We start from the raw sequence: 25,111 nt of genomic DNA, 5'->3' as shown, positions 1-25,111 counted from the left end.
CAAAAATACTGATGGTTATGATTATTAGGCGGTAATTTCACCAAGGCTGCAAGGGTTGGGCGGGAAAACTGGCGTTTAATTAACGAAAAAGCCCCTCGTGTGAGGGGCTTAGAACTGTGTGGTTAGCGATTAGTCTAGCTGAGGTCCAGCTGCGACCAGAGCGGCACCTTCGGTATTGTCGGTGTATTTCTCAAAGTTGTTAATGAAACGCTCAGCCAAGTCTTTCGCCTTGCTTTCCCACTGCAGAGGATCGGTGTAAGTCTCGCGAGGGTCAAGGATTTCTGGGTCGACATGTGGCAGCGATGTTGGTACTTCCAAGTTGAAGATTGGGATATTCTTCATTTCTGCGCTGTCGATAGAGCCATCAAGGATAGCATCAATGATGGCACGGGTGTCTTGGATAGAAATACGCTTGCCAGAACCGTTCCAGCCAGTATTTACCAGGTAGGCTTCTGCGCCTGCTGCTTCCATACGCTTAACCAGTACTTCTGCATACTTAGTTGGGTGTAGCGTTAGGAACGCGTTACCGAAACATGCTGAGAAAGTTGGCGTTGGCTCGGTGATACCACGCTCAGTACCGGCGAGTTTAGCGGTGAAGCCAGACAGGAAGTGGTACTTGGTTTGTTCTGGTGTCAGCTTGGACACTGGAGGTAATACGCCGAACGCATCAGCCGATAGGAAGATCACCTTGTTAGCATGGCCGCCTTTAGATACTGGCTTAACGATATTTTCAATGTGGTAAATCGGGTAAGAAACGCGGGTATTTTCTGTTTTCGAGTTGTCATCGAAATCAATCGCACCATCGCTGCGTACAGTGACGTTTTCTAGTAGTGCGTCACGACGAATAGCATTGTAGATGTCAGGCTCGGCTTCTTTCGATAGGTTGATAGTCTTCGCGTAGCAACCACCTTCGAAGTTAAACACGCCGTTATCATCCCAGCCGTGCTCATCATCACCAATCAGGGCGCGCTTAGGATCGGTAGATAGGGTGGTTTTACCTGTACCTGACAGGCCAAAGAAGACTGCCACATCACCGTCTGCACCCATATTGGCAGAACAGTGCATTGATGCGATGTCACGAAGCGGTAGGAAGTAGTTCATCATTGCGAACATACCTTTTTTCATTTCACCGCCGTACCAAGTACCGCCGATAAGCTGCATTTTTTCCGTGAGGTTGAACACCGTGAAGTTTTCGGAGTTCATTTCGTGCTCTTCCCATTTCTGGTTAGTGCACTTGGCACCGTTCATGACCACGAAGTCAGGCTCGAAAGATTCCAGCTCTTCTTCTGTCGGACGGATGAACATGTTTTTCACGAAGTGAGCCTGCCAAGCAACCTCGGTGATGATACGAATACACAGGCGAGTATCTGGGTTGGTACCACAGAAGCCGTCAATCACGAACAGGCGCTTGCCAGATAGCTGGCCTGTCACTAGCTCTTTCAGATCGTTCCATGCTTCAACACCAATGCTCTTATTATCGTTTTTGCCTTGGTCTGCCCACCACATGGTATCGCGGGTGGTGTCATCTTTAACAATGAATTTATCTTTCGGGGAACGGCCAGTGAAAATGCCGGTATCAACCGCGACGGCACCTAGCTCGGTAACGATACCTTTTTCGTATCCCTCCAGGCTTGGCTTGGTCTCTTCTTCAAACAAAACTTCGTAGCTTGGGTTGCGAACGATTTCCGCAACATTACTGATACCGTATTGAGATAAATCTAGCGTTTTTGCAACCTTTTTCTCGACGTTCATGACAGTCATAGGTGCTCCTTGGGTAAGATGTTGTTTAACTGTTGACCATGCTAGCAACCCTAAAGGGGTAATTCAGGGAGGTTTATCAAAAATTAACCATTAAAAGGTTAAAATTAAGTAAAATCCTTTAATTTGTTGTGGGTGGTGATTTTATCGTTATGTGAAGTGTTTAATCTAGCCCCTGTGGTTTAATACTTTTTCTGAAAAAAGCGAGGCTTAGCATGTTGCTTGCTTACAAAATAAACAGCTAAAGTGTGGGGTAGGTAAAAAAAAAGCCGGACAATGTCCGGCTTTTGTAATTCAGTTTCAGTCTTTTTTAAACTGAATAATTAATGCACCTGGTTGCTGTTGCCTGTCGCCGCCTGTTCGAATAGGGCTGCCACATCAACACTGTCGAAGTCATAACTGGTACCGCAGTAGTCACAGTGCAGGGAAACCTTGCCTTCTTCGGTAATGATGCGTTCTACTTCAGCACGCTCGATTGAGCAGATTGCAGAGGCACTGCGCTCACGTGAACAACCACACTGGAAAATTACGTCTTGTGGGTCGAATAGCTTAACTGTTTCCTGGTGGTACAGGCGGTATAGGACATCTTGCGCCTCCAGGCTGAACAGCTCTTCGTTTTTCACGGTTTCCGTCAGCTGCTCAAGGTGATCGAAGTCACCTTCATGGCCTTGGCCGTCCGGCAGGATCTGCAGCAGCATACCCGCTGCTTTGGCATTGCCTTCATGTTCGCCAGTGCGCAGCCAAATACGGGTTTTCAGTTGCTCGGAGTTGGCGAAGTAACCTTCTAGGCAAGAAGCTAGGCTGTCGCCTTCTAGGCCAACTACGCCTTGGTAGCGCTCGCCTTTGGTTGGGGTAATGGTGATCACCATGTGGCCTTTGCCCATCAGGTCATGGATAGTGCCTTCGGCAGGTATGTCACCGTCCCAGCGAGCAACACCACGTAGTTTCTGATCATGGTCACCGTTGATCACTGCCAGTTTTACCGGGCCGTCACCTTGAAGCTGGACAGTGATTGAACCTTCGAATTTTAGCGTGGCAGTTAGCAGGCTTGTGGCAACCAGCAGTTCACCCAACAGGGTCTGAACAGGGGCCGGGTAGTCCTTGCTGGAAATGATCTGTTGGTAAGTATCGCCCAACTGAACCAGTTCACCACGTACTGATACACCGTCAAACAGGTAACGGTATAGACTATCTTTTGTCATTAGCTTGATTTCTCCAGCAGGTATCTAATTGACCAATTTTGGTATTGAACGTCAACATAACGAAACTTTTCTGCGCTACACTGAACTAATACCGTTAATCGGAATGACTTTTAAACTTAATTATATCGCGACGCTGCTTTTTATCAGGACGCTTTTCAGGACTCGGGCTGCCGTAGGCATGGAGGCGACGCATTTTAGCGTGCTCTTCGCGTAATTTTACGCTTTCCGCTGTTTCCCGATAGAGAGTTTGAGCTTCAGGCGCACCGCGGCGGGTGCCTGAGAGTTTCTCTATGATAATGGTTTTGTCTTCATTACCTTGGCGCACACGGATCTCTGCACCTACTTCAACCAGTTTACTTGGCTTGGACCGTTGGCCGTTATATTGCACTTTTCCGCCATCGACCATGGTTCGGGCAATAGAACGGGTTTTGTAAAAACGTGCCGCCCATAACCACTTATCAAGACGGACCTGAAAGTTGTCTGAATGCGATGTTTGCTGGCCCACAGCATGCTCCTTAACCCGAAAGGGCGCTAAAAGTACCATATTGACGACAGAGCGTCAGCAGGCATTGAGAGTTAATAAATGGTGATATGGGATCGGGATTTCAACAACAATCTGGGAATAAATCACATAAAATAGATAGTCTATTGATAGTAGGAGAAACTTTATCGGCTCACTTTGATAAACTAAGTCAGATAATTATACGATTTAACCAAGAAGTAATATGTTTTCCTATTACATTTTGATATAACGCGCTAGTTTTTATTTCCGCAGGATGATGGATTTTTCATGGTAACAGCAAATTGGTTAGGGACCCTGCAGTCCAATAGTAGGATCTCAATCTCTTCATTGGCCCGCCTCCTTACTTGGACGCTGGTTGTGATGCTCGCCTGGGTGATTGGCCGAATGGTTTGGTTGGCCTTGCAGCCAACGCCAGCTCCCGCCACCTGGCAGGCATCGACTGTCGCTGTATCGTCCAGCGCTGGTAATGATCGTGGCGAAATCACCAAAGTATTGAACATGAACCTGTTCGGGCGCTATCAGGAAAGTGCTGCTCCGGTCGTGGAACGTAAGCAACCGGTGAAGCAGGATGCGCCACAGACCCGCCTCAGTTTGACCCTCGTCGGTCTGGTTGCCAGCTCAAACCCGCAAACTGCCCTGGCGGTTATCACCCACCGCGGTAAACAAAATACCTATGGCTTGAACGAAGCGATAGAAGGCACCCGTGCTACCCTTCAGGCCGTCTATCCAGACCGGGTGATTATCCGCAACAGCGGACGTGATGAAACACTGATGCTCGATGGTGTCGATTTCAATAAACCTTCCCAGAATACGGCAAGAACTCGTCCACCAGAGCCCCGGGCTCCCCAAGAACCGGAGCCAACGTCTGATTTGAGCCGTATCAAACAAGAAATTCTTGAGAAACCACAAACATTATTTAGCTATATTCGCCTGTCCCAAGTGAAACGGGATGGCGAGTTGGTGGGGTACCGGGTTAACCCCGGGAAAGAGCGGGCGTTGTTCGACGCCGTGGGCCTGAAGGCCAATGATCTGGCCGTGAGTCTCAACGGCAATGATCTGACTGATGCTGCAGTGATGGCGAAATTGTGGACCGAATTGTCGAGTGCCTCCGATTTTACCTTGACCGTCGAGCGAGAAGGTCAGTTACACGATATTTATATTGAGCTGCAATAGTAGCCCAAAGCGAACATGCGATAGCGCAGGAGTTTTTTGTGAAAAAATGGATGGGTAAAAGTGCCCTCTGGTTATTAAGCAGCTTAATGTGCAGCTCTGCATTGGCGAGCGAGTTTAGTGCCAGCTTCAAAGGAACAGACATTCAGGAATTTATTAACATCGTCGGGCGGAACCTGCAGAAAACTATCATCGTGGATCCAGCGGTGCGTGGTCAGGTCAATGTTCGCAGTTATGATTTGCTCAATGATGAGCAGTACTACCAGTTTTTCCTGAATGTACTCGAAGTCTATGGCTTTGCCGTGGTCGAAATGGACAACGGTGTGCTTAAGGTCGTCCGTGATAAAGACGCCAAGATTTCAGCTATCCCTGTGGTCGGTGATAACAGCAATATTACTGGCGATCAGGTCGTTACGCGCGTGATTGCCGTGCGCAATGTGTCGGTACGTGAACTGTCGCCACTGTTGCGCCAGCTTAACGATAACGCAGGCGCCGGTAACGTGGTGCACTATGATCCGGCCAATATCATCATGATCACGGGTCGTGCGGCAACCGTGAACCGCTTGGCGGAAATCATCGAGCGGGTTGACCGGGCCGGTGATAAAGAGATCGATGTGGTCGAGTTGCGTAATGCCTCGGCGGCGGAAATGGTACGCATCGTAGACGCGTTGAACAAAACGGCTGACGCGAAATCTACCCCTGAATTCCTGCAGCCTAAGTTAGTTGCTGATGATCGTACTAACTCGGTTCTGCTATCGGGTGACCCGCAGGTGCGTGATCGGCTTCGTCGCCTGATCCGCCAGCTGGACGTAGAGATGGCCTCGTCGGGCAACAACCGGGTGGTGTACCTGAAGTATGCCAATGCCGCAGAGATGGTTGATGTCCTTAAGGGGGTATCAGATAACCTGCAGGCAGAGAAACAGGGCAATGCGAGTGCCACGTCAAGCAGCAACTCCCAAGTCATGATTTCGGCCCACGTTGATACCAACTCGCTGATTTTGACCGCGCCGCCAGATATCATGCGCGCACTGGAAAATATCATTGCCCAGCTCGATATCCGCCGCGCCCAGGTACTGATCGAAGCCATGATTGTCGAGCTTGCCGAAGGCGACGGGGTGAACTTCGGTGTTCAGTGGGGTACCACTGACGGTGGCGTGGTGCAGTTTGGTAACTCAGGCGTACCAATTTCCCAGTACGCAATTGGTCTGGAAGAAGCTCAAAGCTCGACCCGTACCGAAACTTATCTTGATGCCAATGGTATTGAGCAGACCCGGACTATTGAAGAAGATGGTGACTTCAGCACCTTAGCTTCCGTGCTTGGTGGGGTAAATGGTGCGGCGCTAGGTATCGTGATGGGTGACTGGACTATGCTGGTCAATGCCGTTGCCTCAGATCGTAACTCCAATATTTTGTCATCGCCGAGTATCACCGTAATGGACAATGGCGAAGCGTCGTTTATTGTCGGTGAGGAAGTCCCGGTTGTGACTGGCTCGACCTCGAGCTCGAACAATGATAACCCGTTCCAGACTGTTGAGCGTAAGGAAGTGGGTATCAAGCTGAATGTGACACCTCAGATCAATGAAGGGGACTCGGTCCAGCTGAAAATCGAGCAGGAAGTGTCTAACGTGCTGGGGGCTGATGGTGCTGTCGATGTGCGTTTCTCCAAGCGGCAGCTCACTACCAACGTATTGATCCAAGACGGTCAGATGCTGGCGCTGGGTGGCCTTATTCAAGAGCAGACCAATGAGAGTGAGCAGAAGATCCCTCTATTGGGTGATATTCCGATCCTCGGCCACTTATTCAAATCGACCAATACCACTACGGCCAAGACTAACCTGATGGTGTTTATCAAACCAACGATTATCCGCGACGGGGTGACGGCAGATGGTATTACCCAGCGTAAGTACAATTACATCCGTGCCGAGCAGTTATACAAAGCGGATCAGGGCTTGCGTCTGATGCCGAACGCTGAACTTCCGGTACTGCCTAAATATGGTGAAGACATTTCGTTGCCGCCAGAGGTCCGCGCCTTTGTTGCCCAGTTGGAGGGCAAACAGTAATGCATGATTTGAGCCAGGAACAGGATAAGCAGCCGCTGTTCCGGCTGCCTTTCTCTTTTGCCAAGCGCCACCGGGTGGTGCTTGAAGTATTGGATCAGGATGTTGCGCTGTATTACAGCGGCCAGATCTCTGGTTCGGTACTGGCGGAAATCCGTCGGGTGGCAGGTGGCAGTTTTGTTCTGCATCCATTGGAAGACAAGGCATTTGAGCTTAAGTTGACCGAAGCGTATCAGCGTGACTCCTCCGAAGCCCGCCAGTTGATGGAAGATCTGGGTTCGGATAGCGATGACTTCTTCGCGTTGGCCGAAGAGTTACCTGAAACAGAGGATTTACTGGAGTCGGAAGACGACGCACCTATCATCAAGCTGATCAATGCCATGCTGGCCGAAGCGATCAAAGAAGCTGCGTCGGATATCCATATCGAAACCTTCGAGAAAGTCCTGTCGATCCGCTTCCGGGTTGATGGCGTACTGCGTGAAGTGTTACAGCCGAGCCGTAAGCTGGCGCCGCTGCTGGTATCGCGTATCAAGGTTATGGCCCGTCTGGATATTGCTGAAAAGCGGGTCCCGCAGGATGGCCGTATTTCGCTGCGGATCGGTGGTCGTGCGGTGGATGTGCGTGTATCAACTATGCCGTCTTCTCACGGTGAGCGGGTGGTACTGCGTTTGCTCGACAAGAATGCGACCCGGTTGGATCTCTACAGCTTGGGGATGACCGAAGCTAACCATGCTAACTTCCGTCATCTCATTGAACGTCCGCACGGCATTATTCTGGTGACCGGTCCGACAGGTTCGGGTAAGTCGACCACCTTGTATGCTGGCCTGCAGGAACTTAACGGCAAAGAGCGCAATATCTTGACGGTTGAAGACCCGATTGAATTTGATATCGACGGCATTGGTCAGACCCAGGTCAATCCGAAAGTGGACATGACATTTGCCCGTGGCTTGCGTGCTATCTTGCGTCAGGATCCTGATGTGGTGATGGTTGGTGAGATCCGTGACCTCGAAACCGCATCTATTGCGGTGCAGGCGTCATTGACCGGTCACATGGTAATGTCAACCTTGCACACCAATACCGCCGTGGGTGCTATTACCCGATTGCGTGATATGGGAATTGAGCCTTTCTTGGTGTCCTCTTCCCTGCTTGGGGTACTGGCCCAGCGCTTGGTCCGGACTCTTTGCCCTACCTGCCGTGAACCGTATGACGCCGATACCGAGCAGAAGAAGCTGTTTGGCCTTTCGGCAGAAGAGAGTTTGACCCTCTACCATGCCAAAGGTTGTGAAGCCTGTAACAACAAAGGGTACCGTGGTCGAACCGGTATCCATGAATTGTTGATGATCGATGACTCAGTACAGGAGCTGATCCACGGTGAAGCCGGTGAGATGGCAATTGAAAAAGCTATACGGGCCCATACACCAAGTATTCGCGATGATGGTTTGTCCAAAGTAAAAGTCGGTATTACTACCCTTGAGGAAGTGATGCGGGTTACCAAGGAGGGCTAACTAATGGCGGCGTTTGAGTACAAAGCCCTGGATGCCAAAGGGCGTCAGAAGAAAGGGGTCCTCGAAGCGGATACGGCGCGGCAAATTCGCCAGCAGCTCCGTGAGCAGGGGATGATCCCGGTTGAAGTCGTACAGACCCGCGAGCGCGAGAAGAAAAAATCCAGTGGCGGTTTTCAACTGCGTCGGGGGATCAGTACCAATGAACTGTCACTGATCACTCGTCAGTTGGCGACCTTGGTACAGGCGTCGATGCCTCTTGAGGAGTGTCTAAAGGCGGTTGCAGAGCAGAGCGAAAAGCCACGGCTGAAAAATATGCTGCTGGCCATACGTTCCCGGGTGGTCGAGGGGTATACCCTCTCAGATTCACTGGCGGAATATCCGCACATCTTTGACCAGCTGTTTCGTGCCATGGTAGCTGCCGGTGAGAAATCTGGCCATTTGGATACGGTGTTGAACCGTTTGGCGGATTACACCGAAAACCGTCAGAAAATGCGCAGTAAACTTCAGCAGGCGATGATTTACCCAACCATGCTGACCTTGATCGCGATTGCCGTGGTGGCCTTTTTGCTGGCAACCGTGGTACCGAAGATTGTTGATCAGTTTGTCCAGATGGGCCAGCAACTGCCAACCATTACCGAAATTTTGCTGGCGGCCAGTGACTTTGTTCAGAACTGGGGGCTGGTGGTATTGCTGGTCATTGCTGTGGTGGTGATCTTGCTTAAGATGGCCCTCAAGCGGCCGGACTTCCGGCTTAAATGGGACCGCTGGGTCATGCGCTTGCCGGTAATCGGCAAGGTTGCCCGGGGCTTAAGCACATCTCGCTTTGCCCGGACATTGTCTATTTGTACCTCGAGTGCCATCCCGTTGCTGGAAGGTATGAAGGTGGCGTCGGATGTAATGACTAACACCTGGGTCAATCAGCAGATCCGCGAGGCCGCGGACAAGGTGCGTGAAGGCTCGAGCCTGCGGGTCTCGTTGGAGCAGACCAAAATATTTCCCCCTATGATGCTGCATATGATAGCCAGTGGTGAGCGCAGTGGTGAACTCGAGCAGATGCTCACCCGTGCTGCTGACAACCAGGACCGGGACTTCGAGTCGCTGGTGAATATGGCGCTCGGGATTTTTGAACCCTTATTGATCGTCGCGATGGCTGGCATCGTGATGTTTATTGTTATTGCTACCCTTATGCCGATCATTGCTTTGAACAACATGGTCGGAATGTAATTTTTGGAGGTTTTCTCAATGCAACGCAAACAACGCGGCTTTACGCTGCTGGAAGTCATGGTCGTGATCGTTATCCTTGGGGTATTGGCCAGCTTGGTGGTACCTAACCTGTTAGGTAACAAGGAAAAAGCGGATCAGCAGAAAGTCGTCACCGATATCAGTGCGTTAGAGCAGTCATTGGACATGTACAAATTGGATAATAGCGTGTACCCAACCACGGATCAGGGCCTTGAGGCGTTGGTGAGCATGCCGTCATCGAGCCCGGAGCCACGTAACTATCGTGATGGTGGTTATATCCGTCGTTTGCCTAACGATCCTTGGGGTAACCCATACCAGTACGTGATGCCGGGTGAGCACGGAGCTGTTGATATTTTCAGCCTGGGTGCCGATGGCCAAGAAGGCGGCGAGGGTATCAATACCGATATCGGTAACTGGAACATGCTGGACTTCTAAATTGTGATGATAAGTAAGCGTGCAGCGGGTTTTACCCTGATCGAGATACTGCTGGTACTGGTGCTATTGGCAACCAGCGCAGTGGCAGTCATCGTGGCCTTGCCCGAAAGCAAGGAAGACAAAGTCAGGGAGGAAGCTGCGCGCTTTCACTACCTCGTCCAGTTACTGGGCGAGGACGCCCTACTCAACGGCTACGACTATGGTGTCAGGGTGGAGCGTAATCGGTACCAGTTTCTTCAGCTAACCAGTCAAGATTGGCAGCCGTTGGAATCTTCTAAGTTCTTCACTGAGGTGGAGATGCCCGAAGAGATTCGTTTGACTGTCGACATTGGCAGCTACTCTTGGCAGGACAAGGATCGCTTGTTTAAGCCTGGCTCGCTGTTTAATGAAGACTTGTTTGCTGAGCAAACTGACAAAGACAAGATAAAGCCGCCTCAGGTTGTGGTGATGGCCAGTGGGGAATACACCCCTTTTACGTTGGAGTTTGAAGTGACGGGCGAGAACCAGTTTTGGCGGGTACAGGCCGATGAATTGGGCCAGTTGTTCCTGTTGCCGCCGGGTGAGACTATCGCTAGCGTGCAGGAGAAGGCCCAGCAGTGAAACACCCATTGATATCCCGACGCGATCGGGGGATGACCTTACTCGAAGTGCTTGTGGCACTGGCGGTGTTTGCTACTGCCGCACTCAGTGTGATGAGAGCGGTCAGCCAACACCTCAATACCCTGGGTTATCTAGAGGAAAAAACCTTTGCCGCCATGGTGGCCGACAATGAAATGGCCAAGATCAGGCTGTCGGGTGAGATCCCGACATCGGCCAAGCGCGGGAAATCCGAGTTGGCTGGACGCGATTGGTACTGGTTGATTACAAGCACCCAAACGGCAGATGGGTTCTTGCGGGCGCTGGATGTCACTGTGGCCACAGACGAAGCACGCAAGCAGTCGGTAGTGACGCTGAGAACTTATGTTGAGAATTAATCCTTTTTCCCATCAGCGCATGTCGCGCCATAGTAGGGCGAAACAAACGGGTTTCACTTTACTCGAAGTGCTGGTGGCCATTGCTGTATTTGCCATGCTGAGCTTGTCGGCCTACCAGGTGATGAACGGGGTGCAACGCAGTGACGAACAGTCGCGTGAGCACAGTGAGCGGCTCAAGGATATCCAGCGGGCGATAGTTATGATGGACAATGATTTCCGCCAGGTAGTCGCTCGTAAGGTTCGCAATCAGGGTGAGACGGTCAGCGATAGGATACTCCAGAGCAGTGAATACCTGCTTGATTCGTCGAGCTATGGCATTTTGTTTACCCGCACCGGTTGGCAGAACCCGCAACAAATGTTCCCTCGCGGAGAGAATGTTAAGGTCGGCTACCGGATCGTCGACGAGCAGTTAGAGCGGGTTTGGTTCCGCTACCCGGACAGTATTGTTGGCACCGAAGCTTTGATCAGACCGATTTTACCTGGGGTTGAGGAAATGTCATTCCGGTTCTATAGCGACAAAACGTGGCTGGAAACGTGGGATCAACCGGCTGCTTTGCCCGAAGGGGTGATGATTAAGCTGACGCTTGAAGACTACGGAGATATCGAACGGGTGTATATGCTGCCGACCTCTGCATTGGAGGCGGGTAGTGATGAATAAGTATACTCCGCTCAAGCAGCAACGTGGCGTGGCCCTGATTGTTGTACTGTTGCTGTTGTCAATGATGACCTTGCTAGCGGTGCAGATGACTGAGCGGCTGCATCTCAATTTTTATCGGGTCGAAAATCAAATCCAGAATCAGCAGGCCTATTGGTTTGCACAGGGAATGGAAGAGTTGGCCAAGGTAGCGATCAAGCAAGGGATTGATGATAGCGATACAGTCAATCTTAGCCAAGCCTGGGCAACACAAGGTCAGCGCTATCCGCTCGATGGCGGTGAGGCCATCGGCGATATTATTGATCGTCAGGCATGCTTTAATCTTAATGCCTTGTCGGGGGTACAGCCGACAACAGAGAGCAGTACCAAACCCTATATCGTGACTGTACTGCAGACCTTGATTGAAGAAACGGGTGTCGAAAGCTACGACGCCGAAGTGGTTGCCGATTCGGTGTGGGAATACGTCGACACGGATGAGAAGGTCAATGCTGCCTTTGGGGCGGGAGACAGTACCTATGAAGGTTTCCGCCCGCCTTACCTCCCGCCACGAGATTGGATGGCCGATGCCAGTGAGTTGCGGGCGGTGAACGGTGTAACGGCGACTATTTTTGACAAGTTGCGCCATCAGGTATGTGCTATTCCCACCACCACGCTGGCGATTAATGTTAATACGCTTTTCGAGCAGCAGGCGCCTATTTTGGTGGCATTGTTCTCACCACGGCTATCGCTATCTGATGCCCAGAAGTTGATCGCCGATCGGCCGTATGATGGCTGGGATAATGTTGATGATTTTCTCGGAGAATCTCAGCTGGCCAGTGTAGATGCCACGATAAAAGATCAGGCCAAGGAATTTTTGGCAATCAGTAGTGATTATTTTCAGATGGATACCGAGGTATTGGTCGATCGTTCTAGGGTGAGGCTAGTGGCCTTGCTCAAACGAGATAGTGAAGACACGGTGACGGTAGTGCGTCGTCGTTATGGAGGAATTAGTGAGCGAATTTCTGACAATCAGGCTAAGTAGCCGTGCTGATCAGCCGGTGCAATGGCTTGTCTGGTCGCCACAACAAAAAGAAGTCATTGCATCGGGTCAGCTTGATGCGATCAGCCAGCTGAGCGAGATTGCCGATTATGCTAGTCAGCGTGTTGTCTATGCATTGGTGCCTGCAGGGGATGTACTGCTGACCCAGATCGCCATTCCTGCTGGTAGTAGCCGGCAGTTATCTGCGGTACTGCCGTTCTTGCTGGAAGAAGAGCTGGCCCAGGATGTGGACAGCTTGCATGTTCATCTTCTCCAGAAAAAAGGTGATATGGCCCAGGTCGCGGTGGTGGAGCATCAAAAAGTCGCGCTGTGGCTGGCGGCGCTGGAAGATGCAGGTATTGAAACCAAGGCCTTACTTCCGGACTGCTTGTGCTTGCCGCTGTTCGATAATGGTTTTACGGCCGCTGAGCTAGATGGCATGTGGTTGATTCGTCAGTCTGAATCCCTGGGGATTGGGGCTGAACGCGCATGGTTGGCACCATGGCTTGAATCACAGAGAGTGACGGATGATCCTGACGCAGATGCAGATAGCACAGAGACTGATGCGATAGAAGTCAAAGACAAGGTTGAGTCGGATGAAGTCGCATCCGATGACGATCTTGTGGTGCATTATTATACCCCTGCACCTGAAAATATGCCGGGCCAGTGGGTTGCGGAAACGCCTGAGTTGGTGATGCAGTTGTTGGCGCAAGGAGCTGCCGAGAGCAAGGTGAATTTGCTCTCTGGCAAATACAAGCAACAGCCGGCGTGGCGTAAGTACCTCAAACCATGGCGCAAGGTAGCTATTGCCGCTGGGCTACTAATGGCTGTGATGGTGGCGGAGCATGTTATTTCGGTACAGGCGATGGAGCAGCAAGCGTTGACCTACAAGGCCGAAAGTGAGCGTATTTTCCGCCAGGTACTGCCTCAGTTCCAGCGTGTGCCATCGCAAAGTTATCTCAAACGACAAATGAACAGTGAGCTGACTCGCCTTGGTGGAGGAGGCAGTACGGAGGGGATTCTGTATTGGTTGGCGGAACTACAGCCATCATTGGCCAAGGTCTCGCAGTTGTCAGTTCAGAACTTCCGCTATGATCAGAACCGCAATGAAATGCGCTTCCAGGCGACTGCCTCTGAGTTCCAGCACTTCGAGCAGCTGAGAACCATGTTGGATGAAGACTTCGAAGTCGAACTCGGTCAGTTGAACCGTGAGGGGAACCAGGTAACCGGTGCTATCGTGCTAAGGAGAAAATCATGAACGCGTGGTGGAAAGGGTTGAGCCAGCGGGAGCAGAAGTTGGTTTTGGGCGGGGGAGCAGCCCTGTTCGTTGCCGTTCTCTATTGGGGGATATGGCAACCGATGGCAACGTCTGCGGATAATACCGAACGTCGCCTGCAAAGTGAGCGCCAGTTACTGAGCTGGGTTAAGACCAAGGCAGATGAAATTCTGTCGCTACGCGGGACTAGTGGCACGACCGGTTCAGTCAGCGACAAAGGGTTGAACCAGGTGGTCAATGAAACGACTAGCCAGTTCAATATTGAATTGATCCGGATGCAGCCACGTAGTGAATCGGTACAGGTATGGGTGCAGCCGCTACCCTTTAATACCTTGATCAACTGGCTGGCATTTCTGCGTGATGAGCACGGTATTGATGCCCAGTTCTTGGATGTATCGAAAGCCGATCGTACTGGTGTGGTCGAAGTTAACCGCTTGCAGTTAGGGCGGGGGTAAGTGTGAAGTATAAGTTATTACTGGGCGCCTCGTTTGGTGCTGTATTGGTGGGCAGCCTGGTGGCACATATTCCGGCTAGCTGGGTATGGCAGCAGGTGCCGAATGTTCAGGGGCTAGATATTTCAGGGATCCGGGGAACGCCTTGGCAGGGCTCGGCCAGCCAGATCCGCTGGCAAGGTAAGAGTTTTGGTCGGGTGCAGTGGGATATGCAAATATTCTCCCTGCTGACCGGCAAGCTGAAGTTGGATGTAAGGTTTGGTCAGGGCAGTGAGATGAATCTGCAGGGACGGGGTCTCGTGGGTTATTCTAGCCACGGACCGTTTGCCGAGAACCTGTTGGTTTCGATGCCTGCCAGCGAAGTGATCAAATTTTCACCGACGGCCCTGCCGGTATTGGTCAATGGCAACCTCGAGCTGACGCTGCGGGATTACCGTTTTGAAGCGCCATACTGTGCCCAGCTAGACGGCGTGCTGGCGTGGTCAGCGGCACAGGTGTCTTCTCCTCTGGGAGCGCTAGACCCCGGCCCGGTCATTGCCGATTTAGCTTGTGAAGAAGGCAAGTTGATGGCTGATGTCTCTCAGTCTTCTGATGATGTGGCCAGTGAATGGCAGGCATCGCTGGCACCAGGCAACACCTATTCGTTGGCGGGCTGGTTCAAGCCGGGTGCGCAGTTTCCTCCTCAACTTGGCCAGCAACTCAAGTGGCTGGGGACCCCCGATCCTAAGGGGCAGTACAAAATTTCCTACAACGGACGCCTATAAACGTTAACCCGACTTTATTAGTCGGGTTAACGTTTTCCTCACAAATTACTTTATTTCCTGCGCGGCATGCCATTAAATAGCAGTTATTGTCTTGGTTACCGCGTTGTTTGCGGTAACCCGCTTTCCCTGGAATAGGACATTACATGGCTGCGGAACACAACAACCCCGAAATTTTGGCGACAGAAATCGTTGCCCAATCACGACTGTTCAAGATTGAATCGCTCGATCTACGGTTTTCCAATGGCGTAGAGCGCACTTATGAACGGATGAAACCCTCGGGGCGTCACGCAGTGTTAGTTGTGCCGGTGTCAGAGCAAGGCGACTTATTGTTGATCCGGGAATATTCCGCTGGGACCGAGCGCTATGAGCTGGGGTTCCCCAAAGGACTTATTGATCAAGGTGAATCGGCAGCCGAAGCGGCAAACCGTGAGCTAAAAGAAGAGATTGGCTTTGGGGCGAATGACTTGCAACCGCTCAAGGAAGTGGTGCTGGCACCGTCGTACTTCTCCAGCAAGATGACTTTGTTCTTAGCTCAGGGGCTTTACCCGGAAAAGCTTAAAGGTGATGAGCCTGAGCCATTACAGATCGTCCGCTGGCCACTTAGCCAAGCTGAAGAGCTGCTTCATCATTTGGACTTTGCCGAGGCGAGAAGCATTACGGCCTTGTTCCTTGCCCTCAAACAACTTGGAAAATAGGAGCGCATATGGACTTATCTAACCTGTTGCCACAAGTTATCGATATTGCCCGGTCTTCGGGTCAGGTGATCCTGGATATCTATCAGCGCGGCCAGTTTGAAAAGCAAATTAAGAGTGATAATACGCCAGTGACGAGTGCTGATTTGGCAGCACATAAGTTAGTGGTCCAGCGTTTATCAGAGCTTACTCCAGATATTCCGGTGTTGTCGGAAGAAGATGCGGATGTTCCGCTGACAGAGCGTGCCGAGTGGCAGCGTTACTGGTTGGTGGATCCGTTGGATGGTACGCAGGAGTTCATTGCCGGAAGCGGAGATTTTGCCACGATTATTGCGCTGGTGGATAACAACGCCCCGATAATGGGTGTGGTGTACGCACCGGTATCAGGTGTGGTGTATTATGCCTATCACGGTAAAGGGGCGTGGAAGATCACCCCGGAAGGTGAAAAGGTACAAATTTCTACCCATAAGCATGAGCTACCCACCCAGTCGATTGCTGTTGCGATCAGCCGTCGCCAAGACATCGGTGCAACCACCAGCCGGTTAGACCCGGCGCTGAATTATGATTTGGTGCCACTCGGTTCAGCGGCGCTTAAGTCCTGTCTGGTTGCGGAAGGGGCCGTTGATTGCTACCTGCGCCTTGGCCCTACAGGCGAGTGGGATACAGCCGCAACCCAGTGTATTGTCGAAGAAGCTGGTGGCCGGATCCTCAATACTCACCTGACGCCTCTTTCTTACAATGAGCGTGATACGTTAGAAAACCCTAACTTTATTACCCTCGGTGATGAGAGTTTGCCGTGGTCATCTATTCTGACCCCGGACGACCGGCTGATGGAAATCAGTGACTAGCAAACAAAACGGAGCCTTCGGCTCCGTTTTTCGTTTAACCTCTTATCACTCAAAACAGCCGGTTGAGTCCATTGAGCGCTGCGACCCGGAAGGCTTCGGCCATGGTCGGATAATTGAAGGTGGTATTGACGAAGTAGTTGATATTATTTCCTTCGCCTTTTTGTTCCATGATCGCTTGGCCGATGTGGATGATCTCGGCTGCACGCTCACCGAAGCAGTGGATCCCGAGGATCTCTCTTGTTTCGCGGTGGAATAGGATCTTCAAGCTGCCGACTTCAGTTCCGGCGATCTGTGCTCGGGCCAAGTGTTTGAATTGTGACCGGCCAACCTCGTAAGGCACTTTTTCGGCCGTTAGCTCCTGCTCCGTTTTACCCACCGAGCTGATTTCCGGAATGGTGTAGATCCCGGTCGGAATATGGTCGATGAGTTGGCCTTCTGCGGCGCCATTGGCAATCGCCTGGGCAACGAAACGGCCCTGGTCATAGGCAGCACTGGCAAGGCTTGGGTAACCAATCACATCACCCACGGCATAGATATGCTCGACATCGGTACAGTAGTTCTGGTTGACCTGCAACTGGCCGCGAGAGTCGGGCGCCAGGCCGACTTTGTCCAAGCTGAGCTTATCGGTATTACCGGTTCGGCCGTTGGCATAGAGCAGGCAGTCGGCACGCATCTTTTTGCCGGATTTAAGGTGCAGGATCACCCCGTCTTCGGTTCCTTCAATTTGGTCGTAGACTTCGCCGTTGCGGATCATCACCCCGCTGTTCCAGAAATGGTACGACAGCGAGTCGGAAATTTCGTTGTCGAGGAATTCCAGTAGTCGGTCCCGGGTATTGATCAAGTCTACCTTGACCCCGAGACCGCGAAAAATTGAGGCATACTCACTGCCGATGACACCGGCACCATAGATGATGATATGGCGGGGATCATGTTTAAGCTGCAGAATCGAATCGCTGTCGTAGACTCGGCTATGGCGAAAATCAACATCGTTCGGCTGGTAAGGGCGTGAACCGGTGGCGATAACGAATTTGTCGGCGCTGTAATGCTCCCGGCTACCATCGGGCTTTTTCACCATCACGCTATGGCTGCCGGTGAAACAGGCTTCGCCGAAAATGATGGTGCACTGGTTACGATCGTAAAAACCCTGGCGCATTTGGGTCTGTTTATTGACCACTTCTTCGGCATGGCCAAGAATCTGGCTGAAAGTGCTGTGCAAGGTTGAGTTATTCTTGCAGTAGAGTGGATTTTGGTTGTATTCGATGATCCGGCTGACGGCATGGCGCAGCGCTTTGGAAGGAATGGTTCCCCAGTGGGTACAGCCGCCACCAACACTGTCTTCACGTTCAATGATTGCGACATTGAAACCGGCTTTAGTCAGCCCCATGGCCGCCCCTTCTCCACCTGGACCACTGCCAATGATGATGGCATCAAAGTGTTGGGTTGAAGAGTGTTTGCTTTTCGTCATGCTTGGCCTTGTTTATCATCCTGGCAACATTGCTATCGCGTTATTTTAACTTCTTCTAAAGCAAGGTAGAATTAACCTTCTACGATAGGGAGCGGAGGATCACGTTGCTGGGATAACTTTTCGGTAAAACTTGGAGATCGGTGGCGGTTTTGCTGGTCGCCTTGCTGTAGTGGAGTTTGTGAGCCACTAGAAAAACTGGCAAGAACGGCTTTGATTAAGCGCCAGTCAGGATTTACTATGTTTTGATGGCAGTGAAAAAGCGCGTATAGTGACTATCAATGTGACGCAAGATAATTCAAAGAGAAACAAAAAACCCATGGGAATCAGGGCTCAGCAGAAAGAGAAAACCCGCCGTTCACTGATTGATGCTGCCTTCAATCAATTAAGTGCTGAACGTAGCTTTTCTAATTTAAGCTTGCGGGAAGTGGCCAGAGAGGCCGGTATTGCACCGACTTCGTTTTATCGTCACTTTAAAGATATGGATGAGCTTGGTCTGACAATGGTTGATGAAGGTGGTCTGATTCTTCGCCAACTGATGCGCCAGGCTCGTCAGCGTATTGCTAAAGAGGGTAGTGTGATCCGCACCTCGGTGGAAACCTTTATGGAGTTTATCGAGAGCAGTCCGAACGTTTTTCGTTTGTTACTGCGTGAACGTTCGGGCACCTCGCCAGCCTTTCGTGCCGCCGTTGCCCGCGAGATCCAGCATTTTGTTGCGGAACTTACCGAATATCTCGTGGCTAAAACCGGTGTGACCTATGATGAGGCGTTTACCCAGGCGGAAGCGTCGGTGACCTTGGTCTTCAGTTCGGGGGCAGAGGCGCTGGATTTGGACAACCATGCTCGCGTAGAGCATGCAGAAAGATTGATTCTGCAATTGAGAATGATTGCAAAGGGTGCTTATTGGTACCGCAAAGAGCGTGAGCGCAGAGAGCTCAGGCAAAAACTCTAACTTTATTATGTTGGTGAAAGGATATGAACAAGGAACAAACTAAAGCTGAACGTAAAACGCTAGTATTGTCATTGCTGGCTGGCCTATGTGGTAACGCTACACTGGCAGTATTTACCTCAAGCGCGGTGGCGTTTTCGATCTTCCCTGTGATTGCGTTTGCGATGGCGCTGTACTGCCTGTATCAGGAATACCTGAGCAAACCAATGGCCGAAGGCACGCCTGCCATTGCATTCGCTTGTTTCCTCGTCGGCGCGTTTGGTTACTCGGCATTTGTCCGCGCTCAGGTGCCGGATATGGGTTCAAACTTCCTGCCATTGATTCTAGCGCTAGGCCTTCTGTTCTGGGTCACTTACAAGCTGGGTATCATGACACCAAAAGCACAATCGGAAGCGTAGTTGCTGCTGTTGTGACATAAAGAAAAAGGCGCCGATTGGCGCCTTTTTTAGTGTGTGATTGGGTTATTTACGCTCGAGCATCACACCCGCTTCCATGTGGTGGGTATACGGGAACTGATCGAACAGGGCGAAGCGAGTGATGCGGTGCGTTTGAGATAAGATCTCGAGGTTCTCTTTGAGTGTATCCGGGTTGCATGAGATGTACATGATACGTTCGTAACCTTGCACCATACGACAGGTACCTTCATCCATACCTGAACGTGGTGGATCAACGAAAATCGTGTTGCAGTTGTAGCTCTGCAGGTCGATATTTTGATCTTTCAGGCGACGGAACTCACGACGGCCTTCCATTGCATCGGTAAAGTCTTCGGCAGACATGCGGATGATTTGGACATTGTCGATATTGTTCACGGCAATATTGTACTGGGCAGAGTCAACCGATGGCTTCGCCAGTTCAGTGGCCAATACGCGTTCGAAATTCTTGGCCAGTGCCAACGAGAAATTACCGTTACCACAGTACAACTCAAGCAGGTCGCCTTGGCTTTCTTGGGTACAGTCAACCGCCCACTCCAGCATCTTCTGGGCGACTTCACCATTTGGCTGGGTAAAGCTGTTTTCAACTTGCTTGTACGTTAGCACGCGGTCGTTAACCTGCAGTTTTTCTATTACAAACTCTTGGTCTAGAACGATTTTTTGCTTTCGGGCTCGTCCGATGAAGTTCAGCTTGAAGCCTTCGTCATTCAGGCGCTGTTTCAGTGCCTTGGCTTCTTGCTCCCACTCGGCATCTAACTGGCGGTGGTATAGCAGAGAAACCAGAATTTCGCCGCTGAGGGTCGATAGGAAATCGACTTGAAATAGCTTGTGGCGTAGGGCTTTTACCGGTTTTAGTGCATCAACCAATAGAGGCATTAGGTCATTGATCAAACGGCTGGCCGCCGGGAATTGGTCAACGCGATACTTCTCACGGGTTTCTTGGTTAAACATCACGTAGTAAAGGTCTTCGCCTTCGTGCCAAACACGGAACTCGGCACGCATACGATAGTGTTCGGCAGGAGAGGCAAACACCTCAAGCTCAGGTGTATCAAAATCAGCAAAGATATTTTGAATACGCGCTGCTTTTTCATCTAGCTGTGGTTGGTACTCAGCTGGATTGATTGTGGTGGATGCCATAGAGGTTGCCTCAAACTGCTCAAAATAAGAGCGCCAGATTTTATTGTATTGTTGACCGATGTCCAGTGTTGTGCCGGATAAAATCGTGAATCAACCGTTATTTTGTGCTCACAGCAATAACAGCTAGACATTAAGATGTAGGATAATTAGCATGCAATTGCGCTGGTTAGCCTGCTTGCAGGCAAGGGAACGCGGTGAAATTCCGTGACTGACGCGCAGCGGTGATAGAGAACGAAAGCACATGGACGTTAAGTTCGAACACTGCTTCTACAATCTGTGCAATGCAGATGCCTGAAGTGGGAAGTTGTTGCCTAGGTGGCCGTCCGGCCAAGCTCTTAAGTCCGAAGACCGACCAGTGTACCGAGCCAAGCAGTGGCTTAGGATTTAACGCGACTTAAGGTATCTAAATAATGAATAAAACGCTTTTAGCTGTGGCGTTGGCACCCTTGTGCCTGCCGTCTATGGTTTCCGCCGAGACTTCGTCCGATGAAGTGATGGTCGTAACCGCCAACCGATTTGAGCAATCTGTCAAAAATGTGATTGCCCCTGTCTCTGTTGTAACCAAAGAAGAGATTGATGCCATTCAAGCCAAGTCTATGGCTGAGGTACTACGCCGCTTGCCGGGTGTGCAGGTGGTTTCTGGAGGTTATGGTCAAAATACAGAAGTGTATGTTCGCGGTACGACCTCACGTCATATATTAGTGATGATCAATGGCGTTCGAATTGGGAGTGCGACGCTGGGCAGTGCTGACTTTAGCCAAATCCCTTTGACGGGTATTGAACGTATCGAGTTTATCCGAGGTTCAAGAGCGGCACTTTATGGTTCTGATGCGGTAGGTGGCGTACTGAATATTATTACGGCTTATCAACCGGGCGAGACGTTGGCAGAGGTTACTGCTGGAGCGGGCAGTGATGGTTATTACCAGTTAGGAGGCTCAGTTGCTGGAGCGTTAGGTCAAAATAGTTGGGGTAAAATTGCCCTCAGGGGTGAAAAGGCTGACGGATTTTCTGCCCGTCAGGAGCCGTATGAGCAAGATGATGACGGTTTCAAGAACAGTAATATCGTGGCTGAAATTGGTACCCAGCTAAATGACAACTGGAAACTCAGTCTTCAAGGTTACTATCATGATGGTGAAAGTGAATACGATGATGGGTATTTCGACTTTGCAACGGGAGACTTCATTTCCACCCCTAATGCTCAAACGGAGTCATCATTGTATAACGTGGCTGCCAAGGCGGGTTACACCAATGATAACTTCATCAGTGAGTTAACTGTTGCGCAGAACCAAGATGAAGCACGTAACTTCAGTGATATCAGTGCAGGCAGTAAGATCAAAACCAAGCGGGATGTAGTAAATTGGCAAAACTACTACCAACTGAACTCTGAACTGGAATTCGGCGGTGGTGTTGAGTGGTATCGCGATTCGGTATCCAATAGTACGACTGTTCTTTCGCAAGATGAGCGTGACAATACTGCGCTGTATTTTACCTCTATTTACCGTAACGAGGCGGGTTTGCAGCTAGAGGGTAGCGTCAGGACTGATGATAATGACAGTTATGGCCGTAATAATACTTGGCAGGCCGCAGCCGCATACTCTTTCCTGACAAACTATCAGATTTCGGCCAATGTTGGCACAGCGTTTAAGGCACCGACATTCAATGATTTGTATTGGCCTGACTCCGGTAACCCGAACCTTCAGCCAGAAGAGTCGACCAACTATGAAGTATCACTGTCTGGCTCACACCAACTACTGGACTGGCGGGTAACAGCCTACCAATCTGATATCGATCAGCTTATTGCATGGGCGCCGATTGATCCCGACAACCCATTTAGCGACTGGATCCCGATGAATGTGGATGAAGCGAAGATCAAGGGGCTTGAATTAACCGCTGGATTCAATACCGGGCCACTCTACCACGATATCAGTTATGACTATTTGGATGCTGAAGATAGCAGCACCAAGAAACAACTGATCCGTCGCTCTAAGCATAACGCGAAATGGAATGTGTCCTATTTGCTTGACCAATGGCAGTTTGATGTCAGTGCGTTATACAAAGGCAAGAGCTACGATGATGCAGCCAATACTAAAAGTTTGGATGCTTATACCTTGGTTGACTTGGCAGCAAGCTATTACTGGAACGACAACCTAATTCTACGAGGACGAGTCGCTAACTTGTTCGATGAAGATTATGTAGCGAAAGAAACTTATAACGTCCAAGAGCGTAGCTACTACGCAACTGTGACTTACCAGTTCTAACTACACCCTAAGCCACCTGCTGGTGGCTTTTTTCTTGGAGCCAATACCCATGTGCCCATTAAAAACCATTATCAGCTGGTCTTCTGGCAAAGACTCAACTTTAACCTTGATCCGCTTGCTGGAAGATCCCCGCTATAATGTGGTGGGGTTGTATACCACCTATGTTGAAGACGAAGTCCCTTTTCAGGCCACACCATTAGAGGTGGTTCGAGCTCAAGCTGCCTTAACCGGTCTACCATTAGTAGAAATAGCCTTACCCGAGGTGTTCCCGCCAAATGAGGTCTACCAGTCACTGGTTATTGAAGGGCTGCGTAGTAGTGGCTTGGAAGTCGAGGCTGTGGCCTTTGGTGATATGTTCTGTAATGGGATTGCCGATTATCGTCGCAGCTATATCGAACCTGCTGGCTGGCAGTGCGTCTTCCCTTTGATGGGAGAAGAGAGCAGTGCATTGGCCAATGAAATACTTCAGCGGGGTATCCAAACCATATTAACAGCAATAGATACCAGTCAGCTAGATGGGGGCTTTTGTGGTCAGTGGTATAGCAGCGAGCTTATTGTCTCATTACCTGCTGAAGTTGATCCGTGTGGTGAGGATGGCGAGTTTCATACTTTAGTGGTTAAGGCGCCATGCTTTCGTGGGGTATTGAATATTGAGTTAACGGAGACAGAAAGACAGAGCCGCTTTCATTATCAGCGCTATTGCCTAATTTCAAAATAATCGCTGTTATTTTGGTGAAGCCCTAAATTCGCAGTATGATATTGCCCCTTGTGAGTGACATGGCAGAGAGTGAGTGTGAAGCGGGTACTGATTTTTGATTCCGGTGTAGGTGGACTTTCCGTATATCAGGAAATATATGCGCAGCTGCCTGACGTCCAATATATCTATGCATTCGATGATGCTGCTTTCCCCTATGGCGAATTGTCTGAAGAAGAGCTTATAGCGCGAACCCGCCATATTGTCTCTCGGCTAGTCGAACGCCATGTTATCGATTTAGTTGTGATTGCTTGTAATACCGCCAGTACGATCGTGCTGCCAACGTTACGTGAGTGCTTATCTATCCCTGTCGTTGGTGTGGTTCCGGCAATAAAGCCCGCGGCCATACTTAGCCAGCGAAAGGTGATTGGTCTATTGGCAACACCAGCTACGGTACAGCGTGAGTATACTGACTTACTTATTAGCCAGTTTGCCAGTCATTGTGAAGTGCTAAGAATAGGATCCACACGCTTGGTTGAAATGGCGGAACAAAAACTGCGTGGCCAGCCGATTTCTATTACTGAACTTGAAGGCATTTTGTCACTATGGCGAGGCAAAGTGGATTGTGTAGTGTTGGGATGTACCCATTTCCCGTTGATTAAAGATGAGATAATTGAAGCCATCAAAGGTGATGTGATTATTGTCGACTCTGGGCGGGCGATAGCAAATAGGGTGAAGGATTTGCTGGGAGAAATAACAAGAACCAGTGCTGAGCCTAACCTGACATACAATAGTGCCGCTGGTAATAACACAGCGGCACTCAATAAAAGTTTGGCAGAAATGAAATTAACGCCAGTTAGGACTCTTCAGTTTCCCCGGCCTTAGGCTCATTGGCTTCACGGACTTTCAGGGTGCGTTGGCCATATTCTTTATCATTTAATTGGGCTATCGCATTGTCAGCATCGTTGCTGCTCATAACAACGAAACCAAACCCTCGCCTTTTACCTGTTCGTTTGTCTTTCATTAAGCGAACAGCAAAGACTTCACCATGCTCAGAAAATAACTTCTTTACTTCACTTTCATTGGCCCGATAAGGCAGGTTGCCAACGTAAAGGGTTTTACTGGCTTGGGTTATGTTTGGTTCAGCAGATGATGATTGAGTTGGGATTAGTGGCAGGATAAAAGCAGTACAAATCGCTCCAAGTGCAAAGGCAATACCGGGGTAGATGGGGAGGAAACTAAATACTAAGCCCCCAACAATGGCGATTGCGAGAATCGGTTTAAGAGATTGATCGGATAATTTCATAAGTTAACTACATCGTCATAAGAAAAAAGAAGGCGTTATTGGTTATTTTAACAACAAAGTCACATTGATATTACTTTCATTGACTTGTAATTGCTAGCTAGCGAGTGTGACGCCCCTCTAATGTTGAAATTAGAGGCGTTTATCTCACATTAGTAGAAATAATCGCCGGGTGGAATTTTTTTTAAAGAAAACCCTTGTCAGAGTGATTCAAATCTCTATAATGCCGCCTCACTGACACGGAGCACGGCAACTTAAGCCGCTATCCAATCAGTATTGTTCTTTAACAATTTGACCATGCAATCT

Annotated in this window: 25 protein-coding genes and 1 riboswitch; of the genes, 19 read left to right on the top strand and 6 right to left on the bottom strand. The window is 50.3% G+C overall.

Features of this window, described 5'->3' with window-relative positions; translation table 11 throughout:
• Positions 1-129 precede the first annotated feature (129 nt).
• The 3 genes from pckA to hslR all read right to left on the bottom strand — a co-directional run bounded on the left by pckA (position 130) and on the right by hslR (position 3,504).
• Positions 130-1,761: a phosphoenolpyruvate carboxykinase (ATP) gene (pckA, locus tag ACVA53_RS20785; protein WP_446506146.1), complete on the bottom strand. Its 1,632-nt coding sequence runs from the start codon at positions 1,759-1,761 to the stop codon at positions 130-132.
• A 320-nt stretch (positions 1,762-2,081) separates the two neighbouring features.
• Entirely contained in the window at positions 2,082-2,960 is an 879-nt protein-coding gene (gene hslO / locus ACVA53_RS20780; RefSeq protein ID WP_446506145.1) for an Hsp33 family molecular chaperone HslO, read from the bottom strand.
• Between the two features lie 94 nt (positions 2,961-3,054).
• Positions 3,055-3,504 (bottom strand): ribosome-associated heat shock protein Hsp15, encoded by a 450-nt coding sequence (gene hslR / locus ACVA53_RS20775; protein WP_446506144.1) that lies wholly within the window; start codon positions 3,502-3,504, stop codon positions 3,055-3,057.
• 246 nt (positions 3,505-3,750) lie between these two features.
• Between hslR and gspC the strand changes: the two genes are divergently transcribed.
• The 14 genes from gspC to cysQ all read left to right on the top strand — a co-directional run bounded on the left by gspC (position 3,751) and on the right by cysQ (position 16,571).
• Positions 3,751-4,656 (top strand): type II secretion system protein GspC, encoded by a 906-nt coding sequence (gene gspC / locus ACVA53_RS20770; RefSeq protein WP_446506143.1) that lies wholly within the window; start codon positions 3,751-3,753, stop codon positions 4,654-4,656.
• Positions 4,657-4,694: 38 nt separating this feature from the next.
• Positions 4,695-6,713: a type II secretion system secretin GspD gene (gene gspD / locus ACVA53_RS20765; protein WP_373689547.1), complete on the top strand. Its 2,019-nt coding sequence runs from the start codon at positions 4,695-4,697 to the stop codon at positions 6,711-6,713.
• Positions 6,713-8,215 (top strand): type II secretion system ATPase GspE, encoded by a 1,503-nt coding sequence (gene gspE / locus ACVA53_RS20760; protein ID WP_255041647.1) that lies wholly within the window; start codon positions 6,713-6,715, stop codon positions 8,213-8,215. The genes gspD and gspE overlap by 1 nt, the downstream gene beginning before the upstream one ends.
• A gap of 3 nt (positions 8,216-8,218) precedes the next feature.
• Positions 8,219-9,439, top strand: coding sequence for a type II secretion system inner membrane protein GspF (gene gspF, locus ACVA53_RS20755; protein WP_255041649.1), 1,221 nt, complete (start codon positions 8,219-8,221; stop codon positions 9,437-9,439).
• Positions 9,440-9,457: 18 nt separating this feature from the next.
• Positions 9,458-9,892 carry a type II secretion system major pseudopilin GspG gene (gene gspG, locus ACVA53_RS20750; RefSeq protein ID WP_255041650.1) on the top strand — a complete coding sequence of 145 codons (435 nt, stop codon included), beginning with the start codon at positions 9,458-9,460 and terminating at the stop codon, positions 9,890-9,892.
• A 9-nt stretch (positions 9,893-9,901) separates the two neighbouring features.
• On the top strand, positions 9,902-10,492 hold the full coding sequence (gene gspH, locus ACVA53_RS20745; protein ID WP_255041675.1) for a type II secretion system minor pseudopilin GspH: 591 nt from the start codon (positions 9,902-9,904) through the stop codon (positions 10,490-10,492).
• Positions 10,489-10,866, top strand: a complete 378-nt coding sequence (gene gspI / locus ACVA53_RS20740; protein WP_446506142.1) for a type II secretion system minor pseudopilin GspI — start codon at positions 10,489-10,491, stop codon at positions 10,864-10,866. The genes gspH and gspI overlap by 4 nt, the downstream gene beginning before the upstream one ends.
• On the top strand, positions 10,853-11,524 hold the full coding sequence (gene gspJ, locus ACVA53_RS20735; RefSeq protein WP_446506141.1) for a type II secretion system minor pseudopilin GspJ: 672 nt from the start codon (positions 10,853-10,855) through the stop codon (positions 11,522-11,524). Before gspI ends, gspJ begins: the two co-directional genes overlap by 14 nt.
• Positions 11,517-12,542 carry a type II secretion system minor pseudopilin GspK gene (gspK, locus tag ACVA53_RS20730; protein ID WP_446506140.1) on the top strand — a complete coding sequence of 342 codons (1,026 nt, stop codon included), beginning with the start codon at positions 11,517-11,519 and terminating at the stop codon, positions 12,540-12,542. Before gspJ ends, gspK begins: the two co-directional genes overlap by 8 nt.
• Entirely contained in the window at positions 12,511-13,797 is a 1,287-nt protein-coding gene (gspL, locus tag ACVA53_RS20725) for a type II secretion system protein GspL (RefSeq protein ID WP_446506139.1), read from the top strand. The genes gspK and gspL overlap by 32 nt, the downstream gene beginning before the upstream one ends.
• On the top strand, positions 13,794-14,270 hold the full coding sequence (locus ACVA53_RS20720; RefSeq protein WP_255041658.1) for a type II secretion system protein M: 477 nt from the start codon (positions 13,794-13,796) through the stop codon (positions 14,268-14,270). Before gspL ends, ACVA53_RS20720 begins: the two co-directional genes overlap by 4 nt.
• A 2-nt stretch (positions 14,271-14,272) precedes the next feature.
• Entirely contained in the window at positions 14,273-15,031 is a 759-nt protein-coding gene (locus tag ACVA53_RS20715; RefSeq protein WP_255041659.1) for a type II secretion system protein N, read from the top strand.
• Between the two features lie 143 nt (positions 15,032-15,174).
• Positions 15,175-15,726, top strand: coding sequence for an ADP compounds hydrolase NudE (nudE, locus tag ACVA53_RS20710; RefSeq protein WP_255041660.1), 552 nt, complete (start codon positions 15,175-15,177; stop codon positions 15,724-15,726).
• Positions 15,727-15,734: 8 nt separating this feature from the next.
• The gene (gene cysQ / locus ACVA53_RS20705; RefSeq protein ID WP_446506138.1) at positions 15,735-16,571 is read left to right on the top strand and encodes a 3'(2'),5'-bisphosphate nucleotidase CysQ; all 837 of its coding nucleotides are present in this window, start codon (positions 15,735-15,737) and stop codon (positions 16,569-16,571) included.
• Positions 16,572-16,620: 49 nt separating this feature from the next.
• Here cysQ and sthA read toward each other — a convergent pair whose 3' ends face one another.
• The gene (gene sthA / locus ACVA53_RS20700; RefSeq protein ID WP_446506137.1) at positions 16,621-18,036 is read right to left on the bottom strand and encodes a Si-specific NAD(P)(+) transhydrogenase; all 1,416 of its coding nucleotides are present in this window, start codon (positions 18,034-18,036) and stop codon (positions 16,621-16,623) included.
• 316 nt (positions 18,037-18,352) lie between these two features.
• On the opposite strand from sthA, the gene fabR reads away from it, so the two are divergent.
• On the top strand, positions 18,353-18,985 hold the full coding sequence (gene fabR / locus ACVA53_RS20695; RefSeq protein ID WP_255041663.1) for an HTH-type transcriptional repressor FabR: 633 nt from the start codon (positions 18,353-18,355) through the stop codon (positions 18,983-18,985).
• A 23-nt stretch (positions 18,986-19,008) separates the two neighbouring features.
• The gene (locus tag ACVA53_RS20690; protein ID WP_446506136.1) at positions 19,009-19,380 is read left to right on the top strand and encodes a YijD family membrane protein; all 372 of its coding nucleotides are present in this window, start codon (positions 19,009-19,011) and stop codon (positions 19,378-19,380) included.
• A 63-nt stretch (positions 19,381-19,443) separates the two neighbouring features.
• On the opposite strand, the gene trmA is transcribed toward ACVA53_RS20690, so the two are convergent.
• Positions 19,444-20,550 carry a tRNA (uridine(54)-C5)-methyltransferase TrmA gene (trmA, locus tag ACVA53_RS20685; RefSeq protein ID WP_255041665.1) on the bottom strand — a complete coding sequence of 369 codons (1,107 nt, stop codon included), beginning with the start codon at positions 20,548-20,550 and terminating at the stop codon, positions 19,444-19,446.
• A 146-nt stretch (positions 20,551-20,696) separates the two neighbouring features.
• A riboswitch (cobalamin riboswitch) is annotated at positions 20,697-20,921 on the top strand.
• 39 nt (positions 20,922-20,960) lie between these two features.
• Here trmA and ACVA53_RS20680 point away from each other — a divergent pair.
• The 3 genes from ACVA53_RS20680 (at position 20,961) to murI (ending at position 24,387) form a co-directional block, all read left to right on the top strand.
• On the top strand, positions 20,961-22,808 hold the full coding sequence (locus ACVA53_RS20680) for a TonB-dependent receptor domain-containing protein (RefSeq protein ID WP_255041666.1): 1,848 nt from the start codon (positions 20,961-20,963) through the stop codon (positions 22,806-22,808).
• Positions 22,809-22,857: 49 nt separating this feature from the next.
• Positions 22,858-23,526, top strand: a complete 669-nt coding sequence (locus ACVA53_RS20675) for an adenine nucleotide alpha hydrolase (protein WP_255041668.1) — start codon at positions 22,858-22,860, stop codon at positions 23,524-23,526.
• A gap of 75 nt (positions 23,527-23,601) precedes the next feature.
• On the top strand, positions 23,602-24,387 hold the full coding sequence (murI, locus tag ACVA53_RS20670) for a glutamate racemase (RefSeq protein ID WP_255041670.1): 786 nt from the start codon (positions 23,602-23,604) through the stop codon (positions 24,385-24,387).
• Here the strand turns inward: murI and ACVA53_RS20665 are convergent.
• Complete coding sequence (locus ACVA53_RS20665) at positions 24,359-24,808, bottom strand: RNA recognition motif domain-containing protein (protein WP_255041671.1); 450 nt, start codon at positions 24,806-24,808, stop codon at positions 24,359-24,361. The genes murI and ACVA53_RS20665 overlap by 29 nt on opposite strands.
• Positions 24,809-25,111 lie beyond the last annotated feature (303 nt).

Source organism: Photobacterium sp. DNB23_23_1 (genome assembly GCF_052873815.1).
This window is presented reverse-complemented; position numbering and strand designations above follow the sequence as displayed.

Excerpts from the sequence above, each read along its gene's own strand:
- ACVA53_RS20720 (WP_255041658.1), top strand. The coding sequence starts at position 13,794 with ATGAACGCGTGGTGGAAAGGGTTGAGCCAGCGGGAGCAGAAGTTGGTT.
- cysQ (WP_446506138.1), top strand. The coding sequence starts at position 15,735 with ATGGACTTATCTAACCTGTTGCCACAAGTTATCGATATTGCCCGGTCT.
- gspF (WP_255041649.1), top strand. The coding sequence starts at position 8,219 with ATGGCGGCGTTTGAGTACAAAGCCCTGGATGCCAAAGGGCGTCAGAAG.
- hslR (WP_446506144.1), bottom strand. The coding sequence starts at position 3,504 with ATGGTACTTTTAGCGCCCTTTCGGGTTAAGGAGCATGCTGTGGGCCAG.
- gspG (WP_255041650.1), top strand. The coding sequence starts at position 9,458 with ATGCAACGCAAACAACGCGGCTTTACGCTGCTGGAAGTCATGGTCGTG.
- ACVA53_RS20675 (WP_255041668.1), top strand. The coding sequence starts at position 22,858 with ATGTGCCCATTAAAAACCATTATCAGCTGGTCTTCTGGCAAAGACTCA.
- trmA (WP_255041665.1), bottom strand. The coding sequence starts at position 20,550 with ATGGCATCCACCACAATCAATCCAGCTGAGTACCAACCACAGCTAGAT.
- gspC (WP_446506143.1), top strand. The coding sequence starts at position 3,751 with ATGGTAACAGCAAATTGGTTAGGGACCCTGCAGTCCAATAGTAGGATC.
- hslO (WP_446506145.1), bottom strand. The coding sequence starts at position 2,960 with ATGACAAAAGATAGTCTATACCGTTACCTGTTTGACGGTGTATCAGTA.
- fabR (WP_255041663.1), top strand. The coding sequence starts at position 18,353 with ATGGGAATCAGGGCTCAGCAGAAAGAGAAAACCCGCCGTTCACTGATT.
- ACVA53_RS20690 (WP_446506136.1), top strand. The coding sequence starts at position 19,009 with ATGAACAAGGAACAAACTAAAGCTGAACGTAAAACGCTAGTATTGTCA.
- gspJ (WP_446506141.1), top strand. The coding sequence starts at position 10,853 with ATGTTGAGAATTAATCCTTTTTCCCATCAGCGCATGTCGCGCCATAGT.
- ACVA53_RS20665 (WP_255041671.1), bottom strand. The coding sequence starts at position 24,808 with ATGAAATTATCCGATCAATCTCTTAAACCGATTCTCGCAATCGCCATT.
- gspK (WP_446506140.1), top strand. The coding sequence starts at position 11,517 with ATGAATAAGTATACTCCGCTCAAGCAGCAACGTGGCGTGGCCCTGATT.
- gspE (WP_255041647.1), top strand. The coding sequence starts at position 6,713 with ATGCATGATTTGAGCCAGGAACAGGATAAGCAGCCGCTGTTCCGGCTG.
- sthA (WP_446506137.1), bottom strand. The coding sequence starts at position 18,036 with ATGACGAAAAGCAAACACTCTTCAACCCAACACTTTGATGCCATCATC.
- ACVA53_RS20680 (WP_255041666.1), top strand. The coding sequence starts at position 20,961 with ATGAATAAAACGCTTTTAGCTGTGGCGTTGGCACCCTTGTGCCTGCCG.
- pckA (WP_446506146.1), bottom strand. The coding sequence starts at position 1,761 with ATGACTGTCATGAACGTCGAGAAAAAGGTTGCAAAAACGCTAGATTTA.
- nudE (WP_255041660.1), top strand. The coding sequence starts at position 15,175 with ATGGCTGCGGAACACAACAACCCCGAAATTTTGGCGACAGAAATCGTT.